The organism is Xanthomonas sp. A1809 (assembly GCF_017746015.1).
Lineage (GTDB): Bacteria > Pseudomonadota > Gammaproteobacteria > Xanthomonadales > Xanthomonadaceae > Xanthomonas > Xanthomonas euvesicatoria.
In genome coordinates, this window is record NZ_JAGHWZ010000003.1 from 271585 (window position 1) to 285115 (window position 13531).

The window sequence follows — 13531 nt, forward strand, 5'->3', positions numbered from 1 at the left end:
AGCCAACAGGTCGGGCGCAGGAGTGCACATCTGGCGACTCTCGTGCGGTCAGCTCATGGTCCGAGCTGCTGGTGCCTGCGTCTGCTCTTGTTGCAAGTTCCGATGCTGCTCTGCCTGCCCGCGTTCGGCTGCAGCCTTTGTCCATTCCTGACTGCTCTGCTCCAGCGGTGTATTGAGTGCGGCGACCGTATCGACATGGGCACGCAGCTGGTCGTGCGATCCGGCCGAGTAAGGATTGTTCTGCACTGCAAATGCGCGCGAGGCATCGTCGCTCAGCCTGACTTCGTCGATGCGGTCCATTCCCATCTTGCAGGACTGCACCGCCAGGCAGCCCGCAAGATTGGCGCTGCGCGCGTCCGTTTGTCGTCCGTGCTCGCGATCCAGTATCTGTATGTGATCCTTTGCCTGTGCAAACAGTTGGTAGCCGGGATGCGTGGGATCCTTTAACGATGGCGCGTGCCGCTCCTCGCTGAGAATGTGCTGCTGCAAAGACCTTTGCGATGGAAGCGGGTTACGGATTTCCCTGTTCAATGGACTGTCAGGAAATGGTGCCTCAATGCTCTCTACACCGTGGATATTGCGTAGCGGGCGGTAAGCATCTTTTCCAGGCCCTTCTAGCGGCAGAGGGATGCGAACGTCCGGAAGCAGTTGCCCGGCTCCTGGAATAAGTAAGCCATTTACATCAATGCTCTTGTTTCGATGGAGTCCGGCATGATTGAGGGCCGCCCAGGTGAAATCGACGCAATTGTTGCGTACGTCCCTGTATTGCGTGTCAAAACCAAATTTTTCTGGTTCTTCCCCAAATTTATGGAGTTTTTCATATTGTTCTTTGCTTATTTCGATGGTTCTTGAGTATGCTGGCCTGTGATATTCGCTTGCATCTGTGTCATAGATTTTTCCTGGGCCGTTCATTTGCCCATGAGTGATCGGGGCAAAGCCATAGCTGGCTGGCCTGCTTTTGCCATCGTCGAGTACGAAAAACATGTGCCCTGGGCCAGAGGTGGCTGGTTCACCATCCACCAATTGTTGCTTTCCCTTTGTATAAAGGGGCGTCCCGGGCGCGGCAATGACGACCGTTACTGTGTAATGCTGCCTGTCCATTAGATGCCCCATTCAAATTCATTTTTGATTATTTGGAGGAAGTCCATTCCCGTTGAACGGAAATTTGCGCAGACGGGTCTTTGAGTGCTGGATTTCCTGATTGAGATGAGACATCGACGCGGTATCGGCCGTAGCTGTCTATTGGCAAATAGCAAACGGTCCAGTTGCTCGTATCTGAGGTGTGTGCGGCGACGTCAATGTATTTTTTTTCCTCGTTTCCGAACCGCCATTCAAAAAATTTACGTCTAGCTGGTTCTTTCTTGATGTACGCTTGAAACGCGTCTTCAGTGGGTAGTTTTTGGCATTGATCCCCGATCCATTTGCAGGCCTCGACATGGACCGCATATCGTGGCGGAGATTTCCCGTTATTTAAGAAAGTGACTGGATCGAGCTCGCCTTTGCGGTTCAAAGTCAATCCAACGATGTAGGATTGAGTGAGATTTACATTCTTCGGCGTTGCTTCGAATTCGAAGCGCACATGGGCATCGGTGGCATCCACCGGAAATGGCCGAATGAGGAGAAGGTCTTCTTTTTCAGAAGACGGTGGCTTGCTTGCGCTGCACGCGCTCGCAAGAAGCGCGAGCGCCAATGGCAGAAAAAAAGTACGCAGGAAACCGCGCGCGTCGTGGAAATGCAGTCTCATTCAACTTGCTCACGATACCTGTCTGCGAGGGAGTGTAAGCCTGTCGATCGGATCGGGACCACCAGATTCAATGGGGGCGCCCTCGGAGCCTTGTCGATCACTGCCTCAGTTGCCTCCGAAAGTCGTCTGCTCTTCCGGCATGGCGTTAGGACTCGGGGCGCTGAATCTTCCCTTTCTAGCGTATGGCCTTACTGTTATAAGCAGCCGTCGACACCAGGCCCAGAGCGTGACATCTCGGAGCCTCGGTACGATTGCTTAGTTGCTAGCCACATCCACCCACACCGCATGGTGGTCGCTGCCATCGGCAATCGCCGCTTCTGGTGCGCTGCTGGCCGGCCAGAAAATGCCGCTGCCGATCAGGGTGAACTGGCGCGACGGCAGCACGTAATCCAGGCGCATGGTGCCGGCTTGCGGGCCGAAGTCGCCGGTGACCTGGTGCGGGTCGCCGCTGTGGGCGATGCCCAGTGCGGCGTATTCGGCGGTTTTTTCCGGGCCGCCATCGCTGCGCGGGGTGGGGTAGCGAAGGACGCGCGGGTGGTCGATCAAGGCGCGGATCGCCGCATGGCGGCCGGCACCATCGACCGGGTCGTTGTTCAGATCGCCCAGGATGACGAAGCGCGCATCGTTATCCAGACCACCGCAGCCGCCCTTGTCGTCGCAGAGCCAGCGTTGGCTTTCGGGTGCGTTGTCCAGATACGCGCGCCACAGCTGCAGTTCGTCGTGGTTGCGCGCGGCGTTGCGTTTCTCGGCACCGTCGAACACCGGCGGGGTGGGGTGCGACACCAGCGCATGCACGACGCCCAGCGGCGTGCGCACCGGCACATCCCAATGCGATTTGGACGAAAGCCGCAGCTGTGCCCAGATGGCATCGCTGTAGTACGACGTCTTGCTGGCCGGATCGATCGGCCGCAGTGCGCCGGGTAGCGCGCTCCACTTCAGCAGCTGGAAGCTTCGCACCGCCTGCGCATCGATCGGGTAGCGCGACAACACCAGCATGCCGTACTGGCCAGGATGCAGCCCGTAGCCCCACGCGTCGTTGCCACGCGCGCGGCCTTCGCCGCCGGTGCTGCCGTTGTTGTCCAGATCCAGGCCGCTCGGCACGCCGGTGTTGACCGGTGCCAGATAGCGGTACGGATAACGCAACGCCTCGCCGCCGCCCGGCTGGGCGACCTGCAGGTAGCGTTGCTGGAACAGATCGGCAGCGCGATGTTCCGGGTCGAAGTCGAATTCGTTGAGCAGCACCAGATCCGGGCGCACGCGCTGCAGGACCGCAGCGATCTTGCGCGCATGTGCGCTATCGCCCTGCAGCTCGCGAATCAGGCCGCCGGCCTCGTCCGAATACAGCGAGGTGTTGTAGGTGGCGATGCGCAGCTGTGCCGCGGCCGGCCGGGCGGCGAGGGTGTCGGTCTGCATCTTGGGCGAGGGCGCGGGGTGGGCGCAGGCCGCGCACAAGGCGGTCAGCGTCAGCAGCAGGAAAGGTTTGATCATTGCGAGATTCTCGCATGCGGGATGCGACACGCCGATGTCGCAATCCGGCGGTTCAGTCGACCGATGCGTGAGCGGGCAAGCCGCGCCAGTGGCGACCATCGTAGGCTTCCAGTGCACTGAAGCGGCGCTTGTAGTTCATCTTCGCGTGGCCATCGATCCAGTACCCCAGATACAGGTGCGCGCGTCGCTCGCGTTGCGCCCACTGGATCTGCTGCAGGATCGCGAACGTGCCCAGGCTGCGCGCTGCCGCCTCCGGCGTGTAGAACGTGTAGACCGCCGACAACGCATGCCCGGTGACATCGGTCACTGCAACTGCCAGCAGCCGGCCGGGCAGGTGGGCGATGGCTGGTTCGCGGATCTCCAGAAAGCGCCCGTGCGACCAGCCGCCGATCAGGAACTGGTCGAACTCGGTGGCGCCATGTTCGTCCATGCCGCCGCCGGGATGTCGGTGCTTGAGGTAGTGGCGATAGAGCGCCAGTTGTTCGTCGGTGCGCTCGGCGGCCACCACGCGGACCACCAGATCCTGGTTGCGCGCCAGGCAACGGCGTTGGCTGCGGTCCGGGTGGAACGCATCCACCGCGATGCGTACCGGCACACAGGCACGGCACCGTTCGCAGTGCGGCCGGTAGACCAGGTCGCCGGAGCGACGGAAGCCCCATGCCAGCGCTTGCGGATAGATCGCCCCCAGGCGCGGATCGTGCGGATCCAGCACCAGATCGCGCGCCTGCCGGTCGGACCAATAGCCACAGGCATGCTCGCCGGTCTGGAACAGGCGCAGGTCGTCGTGGGTGTCGGCATGGATGGCCATGGCCGAAGGATAGCGCCTGAGCGTCGCATCAGCGGCGACTGTCCGCCGGATGAATACGTCCGGCCTGGGCGTCAACGCGCGCATCGATGGCTCGTTGATGGGGGTGTTGGTGGCAGCGCACGGATGATCCGCACGCACCACTCACGCGATGCGGCCCATGCAGGTGCCGCGTGTGGTTCCTATCTTTCAGGAGTGTCTCATGACGTCACGCAAACCCTTTCTCGCCCTGGCCGTGCTGGCCGCGCTGTCCGCTGGCACCGCATTCGCCGCCACCGTGCCGGCTCCCGGCGATGCGCCGCGGCCTGCCAAGCTCGACAAGAACGGCGATGGCGTGATCGACCGCAGCGAAGCGGCTGCCGATCCGACGCTGGCCGCGCAGTTCGATACGTTGGACACCAACAAGGACGGCAAGCTGTCGCGCGACGAGCGCCCGCACCATCGTGGCCCGGGGCGCGGCGGACGTGGCGAATGGATGGCCAAGCTCGATACCAACAAGGACGGCCGTATCAGCCGCGAAGAAGCCAAGGCCGACCCCAAGTTCGCTGCGCGCTTCGACCAGATGGATCTCAACAAGGACGGATTCGTCGACCGTGCCGACCGTGAATTGCGCATGCAGCAGCATCGCGATGCGTGGTTCGCCAAGGCCGACACCGACAAGGACGGCAAGTTGAGCAAGGCCGAGTTCGATGCCGCGTCCAAGTGGCGTGGCGGGCACGGACCGGGTGGGATGGGCAGACACGGCGACGATGGCAAGCCGGCACCGGCGAGCGCACCTGCGGCCAACCGCTGAGGCATCGCCGAGTGCGGCGCTCGCTGCGTATCGGCGAGTGCCGCTCGGGTGAGCGGTGAGTTCACCCCGCGATTTGCAGTACGTAACAAGGCGCCGATCGACCGCGCCCTTCCGCCTGGCGGGAGGGCGCTTGCGTTTGGGCAGATGCTGAGCGCGGCTACAACGCTCAGTCGTGCTTCCAGGACGTGGGAACCGGATTGGAGACGGTGTTCTTCTCCAGCGTGTAGGTGCCGTTCTGCTGCGCGATCGCTTCGCCGGTGTCGACGATGGCGTTCTGGATAAAGACATTCTGCTTGTCGCCGCGCACGAAGGTCAGCTGATGGAACGCGGTCTTGTTGCCCCAGTCTTCCGAGGGCAGGGAAATGAACCGGATGGTGTAGCTCTGGTCGTCGAATGTTCCCTGCAGGACATAAACGCCGTAATGGTTTTCGCCCTGGGAAATGATCTTGTACATGCCGTTGCTGAAATAATAGATTTCCGCATCGGGGAAGGGCTTTTTGTCGTAGAGCTTGCGGTAGTGAAGCACCTGCTTGAAGGTGGGTGCTCCGAAACTCACCGATAGCGTCTTGCCATCGGGGGACTTGGTGAGTCCGTCCGCATGCGCGCTCATGCTGACCATCATCAGCAGACTGGTGAACAGGCTTGCCTTCACTTCATGACTCCGTGGTCTGGTTGAATCCTGCCTGCTTATAGCAGCGCGGGCGCTGCCCGATGACGGCGACAGTCGGATACGAACCCATCACTTCGGATCATGCGACGTTGCTTGCTACGGGCTCACCGCCGCACGCGCATCGCACTGAACCGGTTCTCATCGCCCATGCCACCAGGCTGCCATACGCAGGGTTGCTCCGTCTGCGCTCACTTGGCCCGCACCGGCGTGTCATCGTCTCCTGCGGTGATATCCGGTCGGCTCAGAGCATTCCCAACTGCATGTAGTGCCGCACGACGGGCACAATGACAGCCGCAGTGCTCACCAGCATCGCGCCTGGACTGAACATGCAGCGGTATAACAGCGGTGCCCGGGTGACGCCGCGTCTGCGCGCATCGCGCTTGAGCATGGGGCGCATGACACGTGGCAGGACGCGCAGGGATTGATAGTTGAGCACCGCCATGCCTGCGCACAGCGCCAGAACCGATGCCCATGCGCCCGCCTGCAGGTGTTTCAGCACCAGCGTGCTGCCGCACGCCAGCACCGAGGTCAGCGTGGTGACGTGCACGAACCGACGGATCGCCGCTGCCTCGCTGGCGGTCTGTGCGAAGCGCAGCAGGTACCAGTACGTCCAGTAGGTGCCGATCCCGGCAACCAGCACCGCGCACGCAGCGAACAGGGCCGGCATGCCGAGCCAGAGGCTGAGTGCGCCCGCGGCGCCGCCCCCACCCAGCGCCGAGCCGCTCAACCCGCTCGCGCCCAGTTTTCCCGCGCCTCCGATGCCCGTCAGCACAACGGCCGCGCTAGCCTTGCCCGGCGCGCCCAACAGGCTGGCCGAGCTTACTGCGCTGGCGAACGCCACGCCGGGGGCGCTGCCGCGCGCGAATTCGCCAAACCGGCGCAGCAGCTCGCTGCGTACGCTGGCACGTGCACGCGACAGGCGCTTGCGCACCGCTGCATCGCTGAGTCCAAGCAGCGAGGCAACCTGTTGCGAGCGCTGGCCTTCGCGGTAATACAACAGCAGCGTTTCGCGACTTTCTTCCGGCAGTGCAGAAATGATGTCGAGCGCCGCGATCTCTTCTTCCACCTGCAGCAACTGGTCGGCGGGCGAGGGCGCCGGGTCGGCTGCCATCGCGATGGCAAGCTCCGCCGCCCCACCACCGAGCGCACGATGGCGGTTGGCGCGCAGCCAGTCGCGCGCCAGGTTGCGGGTGATCTGACGAAGCCAGGGCAGGAAGCTGGCCGGCTGATGCAATTGCCCCAGCCGCTGCCAGGCACGCAGGAAGGCCTCCTGGGCAATGTCTTCGCTGGCCGCGAGGTCGCGGGTGATCGCCAGCGCGATCGCAGTCACCGTGTTCTGGCAGGCAAGCACGATGCGTCCGTAAGCCTGCTGGCAGCCAGCCGCGGCGCTGGGCAGGTCGCGTTGCAACATCAGATTCAGCGTGTCGGCGTTCATCGGCGCAATCCATGTCCTCATGCCAGCATGACGCAGGCCGGCAACGGATGTGACCGCGCCGACGAGCATGCTTGTCGTACCAGCGGATGGCCGCGCTGGCCAGCTGCGTTCAGCGGGTCGGCTGGATCCGTACGCGCACTTCGTCGTCTTCTGCTGCCGGTGGTGCGCCATCTGGCGTCGGCGTCCGTTGCGATGCCGGCTGGGCTGCTGGTGCCAGTTGCGTCGGCGCGCTGCGATGGCGCATCACCACCACCATCGCCACGGCGCCGATCACCAGCAGCAACACCAGGCGGATACGCCAGGCCCAGCTGCGCGCACTGGAGCTGGAGCCGTTTTCGCCTTCGCGGAAGGTGTATTCCACATTCGGCAGGTCGCGGCGGGTGGTGTCCAGCAGGCGGGCGTCGCGCAACAGCTCGCGTGCGCGCGGTTGGTCGTTGGCATGCACGATCCAGACGGTGGGCTGCGCCTGGGCGTTGCTCTGCTCCAGGTAGCTGAACTGGCCGCCGCGCTTGCTCTGATAAGAGCGACCGTTGCTGATGCGGATCTCGATTCCCGCATCGCGCAAGAGATTGGCCACGCCTTCGGCGGTTTCGATACGTTGACTGCTGAAGATCTTGCGCATGGTGGAAAACGCCGTTGGGTCCGGAACAGATGGCACCGTTGAGGCGCCAGTTCAAGATGAAACATCAAGGTGCGGGTGGTGCGGTCAGGTGATCGCATGCGCATGCGCATGCGCATGCCCATGGCAGGCAAGCATGCCAGCTTGCGGTGTCTGCCGTGCGCGGGGCGCGGTGCTCGGCTGCCTTCGACCCGGCCAAGGGTGCGTGCTGGCATCAAGCAGCGTGCCGTACCGTCGCGGCGTGAGGTCTACTCCTTGGCCGGCACGGCAATCGCGCTGCCGTCAGGCACCACCCGGATCAGGCCTTCCTGCGTGGTGCTGGCCACCAGCACGCCGTCGCGGGTGAAAAACTGCCCGCGGGCCAGGCCGCGTGACCCTTGCGCGGTGGGGCTGTCGAGCGAGTACAGCAGCCAGTCGTCGGTACGGAATGGGCGATGGAACCACAGGGCGTGATCGAGCGAGGCCATCTGCACGTTCGGCGTGTAATAGCTGATGCCGTGCGGAAATGTCGAGGTACCGAGCAACTGAAAATCCGACGCGTACGCAAGCAGCGCTTGATGCAGGCCCACATCGTCGCCGATGGGATCGTTCAGGCGCAGCCACATCTGCTGGAACGGCGGACGCTTGGGCGGCTTGAGTTCGTCGCGCGGAAAGACATGGCGAAATTCGAACGGGCCGCCGCGCGACAGCCAACGCTGCACCTTGGCCGGTAGCTTGGCCAACACTTCCGGTGCCAGCGGTGCGGCCGGTTCGATGTCTTCCGGTGGCGGCACCACCGGCATCGCCGACTGATGCTCGGCGCCATCTTCGCGCTCCTGAAACGAAGCTGCGCAGAAAAAGATCACCTTGCCATGCTGGATCGCGGTAACCCGGCGCACCGAGAAACTGCCGCCATCGCGGGTGCGGTCGACGTCGTAGACGATGGGGTGGTCGATATTGCCGGCACGCAGGAAATACGCATGCAGCGAATGCGCCTGGCGGCCGTTTTCGACCGTGGCCTGCGCTGCCGATAACGCCTGGCCCAGCACCTGCCCGCCGAACACGTATTTGGTGCCGATGTCGCGGCTCTGGCCACGGAACAGGTTGTCTTCCAGACGCTCCAGCGACAGCAGGCTGATCAGTTCGGAGACGACGGGTTCGGCGGTGGCGGACAAGGGGGCTGGCCTGGGCATGCGACGGAACGCGAGTATACTGGCCCGCCCAATGGGCGCCGCGAGGCAGGGTTCAGGCCTTTTGCAGGCGCGCCACTAGGCCATGCAGCGCGGCCTGCGCATCCGGCGCGTACCAGCCATCGATGAAACGCTCCAGCTGGATCAACTCCGGCGCCAATGCCGCGCGCAGGTCGGCGCGCGCAATCGCGCGCGTGGTCAACATCGGTTGGCGGGGGAGCTGCTGCAGCTCCTGGAGCCACGCCACCGCACGCGCGGTGACCAGCTCGCCATCGACCAGTTCGTCCACCAGCCCGATCGCCACCGCCTGTTCGGCCGGCAGCAGTTGCCCGGAGATCAGCAGGCGTTCGGCGCGGTGCGCGCCCACCACGCGGCGCAATAGGCGTTGGATCCCCTCTGGCGCAGCAAGGCCAACCTGCACCTCGTTGAGGCCGATCGTATAGGGTCTTGCGGTATCGGCACTGCGTGCCATCACCCGGTAGTCGCAGCACAGCGCCAGCACGCAGCCGCCGGCCGGCGCATGCCCGCCGATGGCCGCCACCACCGGCACGCGGCTGTTGGCCAGCGCCTGCGCCGCATCGAAGAACGCGGTCCAACTGGCCAGTAGCGCGGCGCGGTCGGTACCGTGCGCCAGCAGATGCGGCACATCCATGCCGCCGGAAAAAATCCGCTCGCTGCCCGACAGCACGATGCCATCGACTTCCTCGCCCGCCTGCTGGACCGCGACGCTCAACGCCTGGCACAACGCGCTGTCCAGCGCATTGACCGGCGGACGCGCCAGACGGATTTCGCGAAGACGGCCATGGTCTAAGATCTGGATGCTCATTCGGGGCTCCTGGAGGTCAGGTCATGATAGACGGCAGTCGAAGCAGGCGGGTTAGGTGTGCCGGCGTGGTGCTCGCGGCGTTGGCGCTGGTGGCAAGTGCGGGCGTGTCGGCGCAATGCCTGCCAGAATTCAAGAATGGCTGGATCCGCATCCCGCCGCCCGGTGGCATGGGCATGGCGGCCGGGTTCGGGCAATTTCATAACGGCTGTGCGCAGCCGCTGAAGATCACTGCTGCCAACAGCAGCGTGTTTGCCGATGTTTCCTTGCACGAAACCACCCAGGTCAATGGCGTCAGCCGCATGCGCGCGGTGCCCGAACTGGCATTGCCGGCCGGCAAATCGGTGCCGTTGGCGCCGGGCGGCCTGCACCTGATGTTGATGGACGCCAATGCGCCACTGCAGGAAGGCGCGCAGGTGCCGGTGAGCTTCACCCTGCAGGACGGCCGCCAAATCAAGGCCACCTTGGAAGCACGCAAGCGCGCGCCCGGGTCTTGAGTGCTTGATGGCTGTTGCGCGCCTGCGCCAGCATTGAAATGAAAGCGGCGGCTCCACACGGAGCCGCCGCCGATCTTTCGCGCTGCAACCTCAGCGAATGAGCCGATGGGAATTCAGCTGCTGGCCGCGCGCACCGCATCCGGCAGCGCGGCGCTCTTGCCGGTCTGCGTATCGATCCACACCACCACCACGTTGCCGTCGGAGTACAGCTTGCTGTCGTCCTTCTGGTCGAAGATTCGGTGGCCGATGGTCACGCTGCTGGTGCCCAGGCGTTCGACGAACAACTCGACGGTGATGTCGTTGGGCCAGATCAACGGCTGCTTGTAGTTGACATTGGTGGCGGCCACCACCGGCGCGATGCGGTCGGTCATCGCCACGCCCTGCACGCCCAGCATCCAGCGCACCCGCGCTTCTTCCAGATAGGAAATGTACTTGGCATTGTTGACATGGCCCATGCTGTCCATGTCGCGCCAGCGCACGCTGATCGGAATGCGTGCCAGTACCTTGTGTTCGCTCATCAGCTTGCCTTCTTCTTCGCAGTCTTCTTGGTGGCGGATTTGGCGGCCTTGGCCACCTTCTCCGGTTTGACCTTGCGCGGCGGGCGCGCATCGGGCTTGTTGGCCATCGCCGCCGGACGCGTCTCGCGCGCCTTCACCGATGGCAGCATCTTGGCCAGGAACTGCCCGGTATAGGACGGCTTATGCGCGGCCACGTCTTCCGGCGTACCGGAAATCAGGATGGTGCCGCCGCGATGTCCACCTTCCGGGCCCAGGTCCACGATCCAGTCGGCGGTCTTGATCACGTCCAGATTGTGTTCGATCACCACCACCGTGTTGCCTTCGTCGCGCAGCTTGTGCAGCACGCCGAGCAACGCTTCGATATCGTGGAAGTGCAGGCCGGTGGTCGGCTCGTCCAGGATGTACAAGGTGCGCCCGGTATCGCGACGCGACAGTTCCTTGGACAGCTTGACGCGCTGCGCTTCACCGCCGGAGAGCGTGGTCGCGCTCTGGCCCAGCTTGATGTAGCTCAATCCCACATCGACCAGCGTTTCCAGCTTGCGCGCGATCGACGGCACCGGTTCGAACAGGCGCAGCGCATCTTCCACGGTCATCTGCAACACGTCGCTGATGTTGAAACCCTTGTAGCGGATCTCCAGCGTTTCGCGGTTGTAGCGCTTGCCGTGGCAGACATCGCAGGGCACGTAGACATCGGGCAGGAAGTGCATCTCCACCTTGATCATGCCGTCGCCCTGGCAGGCCTCGCAGCGGCCGCCACGCACGTTGAAGCTGAAACGCCCCGGCGAATAACCGCGTGCACGCGCTTCCGGTACCTGCGCGAACAGCTCGCGCAACGGCGTGAACATGCCGGTGTAGGTCGCCGGATTGGAACGCGGCGTGCGCCCGATCGGCGACTGGTCGATATCCACCACCTTGTCGAACAGGTCCAGGTTTTCGACTTCGCGATGCGGCGCCACCGTGTGCGAGGCGCCATTGATCTCGTTGGCCGCCAGGGTGAACAAGGTATCGTTGATCAGCGTCGACTTGCCCGAGCCGGACACGCCGGTGATGCAGGTCAGCAGGCCGGCGGGAATATCCAGGTCGACATTCTTCAGGTTATTCCCGGTGGCGCCGCGCAGATGCAGCATCATCTTCGGGTTGGGCTTGTGGCGCTGCTTGGGAATCTCGATGCGGCGCTTGCCCGACAGGTATTGGCCGGTCAACGAGCGTGGCGATTTCAGGATGTCGTCCAGCGTGCCTTGCGCGCAGATTTCGCCGCCATGCACGCCGGCGCCGGGGCCGATGTCCAGCACGTGGTCGGCCAGGCGGATCGCATCTTCGTCATGCTCGACCACGATCACCGTGTTACCCAGGTCGCGCAGCCGCGTCAGCGTGCCGAGCAGGCGCTCGTTGTCGCGCTGGTGCAGGCCGATCGAGGGCTCGTCCAGCACGTACATCACCCCGACCAGGCCGGCACCGATCTGGCTGGCCAGGCGGATGCGCTGCGCCTCGCCACCGGACAAGGTGTCGGCCTTGCGCTCCAGGGTGAGGTAATCCAGGCCCACGTCGACCAGGAAGCCCAGCCGCTCGGCAATCTCCTTGACGATCTTGGCCGCGATCTCGCCACGCCAGCCCGGCAACGACAGGCCGCGGAAGAAATTCAACGCCTCATTGACCGGCAGCACCACCAGCTCGGGCAGCGGGCGATCGGCCACGAACACGTTGCGCGCAGCGCGATTCAAGCGCGTGCCGTTGCAGGCGGGGCAGGGCTGCTGGCTGACGTACTTGGTCAGTTCTTCGCGCACCGCTGGCGATTCGGTTTCGCGGTAACGGCGCTCCAGGTTCGGCAGGATGCCCTCGAAGCGGTGCTTGCGCGTGGTGCGCCCGCCCGCATCGGTGAAGTAGGTGAAGCTGATCACCTCATCGCCGCTGCCGAACAGCACCGCCTGGCGCACCTTGGCCGGCAGCGTATTCCACACCGCATCCACGTCGAACTTGTAGTGCTTGGCCAGCGAGGCAATCAGCTGGAAATAATAGGCATTGCGCCGGTCCCAGCCGCGCACCGCGCCGGCCGACAGCGACAGCTCCGGATGCACCACCACACGATCGGGGTCGAAGAATTCGGCCACGCCCAAGCCATCGCAGCTGGGGCAGGCGCCCACCGGTGCGTTGAACGAAAACAGACGCGGTTCCAGCTCCGGCAGCGAGTAGTCGCACACCGGGCAGCTGTACTTGGACGAGAACAGGTGCGGCGCGGCCGCCGGGTCGTCCAGCGACTGCACCGCCACCATGCCTTCGCCGAGCTTGAGCGCGGTCTCGAAACTTTCCGCAAGACGCTGCTTGATGTCCTCGCGCGGACGGAAGCGGTCGATCACTGCCTCGATGGTGTGCTTCTGGCGCAACGCCAACGGCGGCACCGCATCGATTTCATAGAGCTCGCCGTCCACGCGCACGCGCACGAAGCCCTGCGCACGCAGTTGCTCGAACACCTGCGCATGCTCGCCCTTGCGGTCGCGGATCACCGGGGCCAGCAACATGTAGCGCTGCTCCTGATCCTGGGTGAGCATGTGGTCGACCATCTGGCTGACGGTCTGCGCTTCCAGCGGGAAGCCGTGGTCCGGGCAACGCGGCTGGCCCACGCGCGCGTACAGCAGGCGCAGGTAGTCGTAGATCTCGGTGATCGTGCCGACGGTGGAGCGCGGGTTGTGCGAGGTGGATTTCTGTTCGATCGAAATCGCCGGCGACAAGCCTTCGATGTGGTCCAGGTCCGGCTTTTCCATCACGCTGAGGAACTGGCGCGCATACGCCGACAGCGACTCGACGTAGCGGCGCTGGCCTTCTGCGTAAATGGTGTCGAACGCCAGCGACGACTTGCCCGAGCCGGACAGGCCGGTAATCACGATCAACTTGTCGCGGGGCAGGTCGAGGTCGATGTTCTTGAGGTTGTGCGTCCGCGCGCCGCGGATGCGGATGAAATCCATCGCCATGGGG

General features: G+C 63.9%; 13 protein-coding genes. 2 read left to right on the forward strand and 11 right to left on the reverse strand.

All coding sequences use genetic code 11. The features are described 5' to 3' along the window. Positions 1 to 48 precede the first annotated feature (48 nt). The 4 genes from J7396_RS22495 to J7396_RS02305 form a co-directional block, all read right to left on the reverse strand. Positions 49 to 1101 carry an XVIPCD domain-containing protein gene (locus J7396_RS22495; protein ID WP_011346739.1) on the reverse strand — a complete coding sequence of 351 codons (1053 nt, stop codon included), beginning with the start codon at positions 1099 to 1101 and terminating at the stop codon, positions 49 to 51. A gap of 28 nt (positions 1102 to 1129) precedes the next feature. Then, positions 1130 to 1744, reverse strand: coding sequence for a hypothetical protein (locus J7396_RS02295; RefSeq protein ID WP_011346740.1), 615 nt, complete (start codon positions 1742 to 1744; stop codon positions 1130 to 1132). 255 nt (positions 1745 to 1999) lie between these two features. Further along, positions 2000 to 3331, reverse strand: coding sequence for an endonuclease/exonuclease/phosphatase family protein (locus tag J7396_RS02300; protein WP_209260897.1), 1332 nt, complete (start codon positions 3329 to 3331; stop codon positions 2000 to 2002). Further along, positions 3285 to 4040, reverse strand: coding sequence for an arginyltransferase (locus tag J7396_RS02305; RefSeq protein ID WP_081306663.1), 756 nt, complete (start codon positions 4038 to 4040; stop codon positions 3285 to 3287). The genes J7396_RS02300 and J7396_RS02305 overlap by 47 nt, the downstream gene beginning before the upstream one ends. 199 nt (positions 4041 to 4239) lie before the next feature. On the opposite strand from J7396_RS02305, the gene J7396_RS02310 reads away from it, so the two are divergent. Next, on the forward strand, positions 4240 to 4830 hold the full coding sequence (locus J7396_RS02310; protein ID WP_011346743.1) for an EF-hand domain-containing protein: 591 nt from the start codon (positions 4240 to 4242) through the stop codon (positions 4828 to 4830). A 166-nt stretch (positions 4831 to 4996) separates the two neighbouring features. Here the strand turns inward: J7396_RS02310 and J7396_RS02315 are convergent, their stop codons facing one another. The 5 genes from J7396_RS02315 to J7396_RS02335 form a co-directional block, all read right to left on the reverse strand. Next, positions 4997 to 5482: a hypothetical protein gene (locus tag J7396_RS02315; protein ID WP_008574722.1), complete on the reverse strand. Its 486-nt coding sequence runs from the start codon at positions 5480 to 5482 to the stop codon at positions 4997 to 4999. 259 nt (positions 5483 to 5741) lie between these two features. Next, positions 5742 to 6935, reverse strand: coding sequence for a sigma-70 family RNA polymerase sigma factor (locus J7396_RS02320; RefSeq protein WP_209260898.1), 1194 nt, complete (start codon positions 6933 to 6935; stop codon positions 5742 to 5744). A 109-nt stretch (positions 6936 to 7044) separates the two neighbouring features. After that, complete coding sequence (locus J7396_RS02325; protein WP_014089633.1) at positions 7045 to 7557, reverse strand: DUF2007 domain-containing protein; 513 nt, start codon at positions 7555 to 7557, stop codon at positions 7045 to 7047. Positions 7558 to 7802: 245 nt separating this feature from the next. Further along, positions 7803 to 8708, reverse strand: coding sequence for an acyl-CoA thioesterase II (tesB, locus tag J7396_RS02330; RefSeq protein WP_029818913.1), 906 nt, complete (start codon positions 8706 to 8708; stop codon positions 7803 to 7805). Between the two features lie 70 nt (positions 8709 to 8778). Further along, on the reverse strand, positions 8779 to 9549 hold the full coding sequence (locus tag J7396_RS02335) for an enoyl-CoA hydratase/isomerase family protein (protein ID WP_008574729.1): 771 nt from the start codon (positions 9547 to 9549) through the stop codon (positions 8779 to 8781). A 65-nt stretch (positions 9550 to 9614) separates the two neighbouring features. On the opposite strand from J7396_RS02335, the gene J7396_RS02340 reads away from it, so the two are divergent. Continuing rightward, positions 9615 to 10043: a copper chaperone PCu(A)C gene (locus J7396_RS02340; RefSeq protein WP_209261006.1), complete on the forward strand. Its 429-nt coding sequence runs from the start codon at positions 9615 to 9617 to the stop codon at positions 10041 to 10043. 113 nt (positions 10044 to 10156) lie between these two features. On the opposite strand, the gene J7396_RS02345 is transcribed toward J7396_RS02340, so the two are convergent. After that, positions 10157 to 10561, reverse strand: a complete 405-nt coding sequence (locus J7396_RS02345; protein WP_007967522.1) for a thioesterase family protein — start codon at positions 10559 to 10561, stop codon at positions 10157 to 10159. After that, positions 10561 to 13527 carry an excinuclease ABC subunit UvrA gene (uvrA, locus tag J7396_RS02350; protein ID WP_029818918.1) on the reverse strand — a complete coding sequence of 989 codons (2967 nt, stop codon included), beginning with the start codon at positions 13525 to 13527 and terminating at the stop codon, positions 10561 to 10563. The genes J7396_RS02345 and uvrA overlap by 1 nt, the downstream gene beginning before the upstream one ends. Positions 13528 to 13531: the final 4 nt, after the last annotated feature.

Coding starts and splice junctions, on each gene's coding strand:
- J7396_RS22495 (WP_011346739.1), bottom strand. CDS start 1,101: ATGGACAGGCAGCATTACACAGTAACGGTCGTCATTGCCGCGCCCGGG.
- J7396_RS02295 (WP_011346740.1), bottom strand. CDS start 1,744: ATGAGACTGCATTTCCACGACGCGCGCGGTTTCCTGCGTACTTTTTTT.
- J7396_RS02300 (WP_209260897.1), bottom strand. CDS start 3,331: ATGGTCGCCACTGGCGCGGCTTGCCCGCTCACGCATCGGTCGACTGAA.
- J7396_RS02305 (WP_081306663.1), bottom strand. CDS start 4,040: ATGGCCATCCATGCCGACACCCACGACGACCTGCGCCTGTTCCAGACC.
- J7396_RS02310 (WP_011346743.1), top strand. CDS start 4,240: ATGACGTCACGCAAACCCTTTCTCGCCCTGGCCGTGCTGGCCGCGCTG.
- J7396_RS02320 (WP_209260898.1), bottom strand. CDS start 6,935: ATGAACGCCGACACGCTGAATCTGATGTTGCAACGCGACCTGCCCAGC.
- J7396_RS02325 (WP_014089633.1), bottom strand. CDS start 7,557: ATGCGCAAGATCTTCAGCAGTCAACGTATCGAAACCGCCGAAGGCGTG.
- J7396_RS02335 (WP_008574729.1), bottom strand. CDS start 9,549: ATGAGCATCCAGATCTTAGACCATGGCCGTCTTCGCGAAATCCGTCTG.
- J7396_RS02345 (WP_007967522.1), bottom strand. CDS start 10,561: ATGAGCGAACACAAGGTACTGGCACGCATTCCGATCAGCGTGCGCTGG.
- uvrA (WP_029818918.1), bottom strand. CDS start 13,527: ATGGCGATGGATTTCATCCGCATCCGCGGCGCGCGGACGCACAACCTC.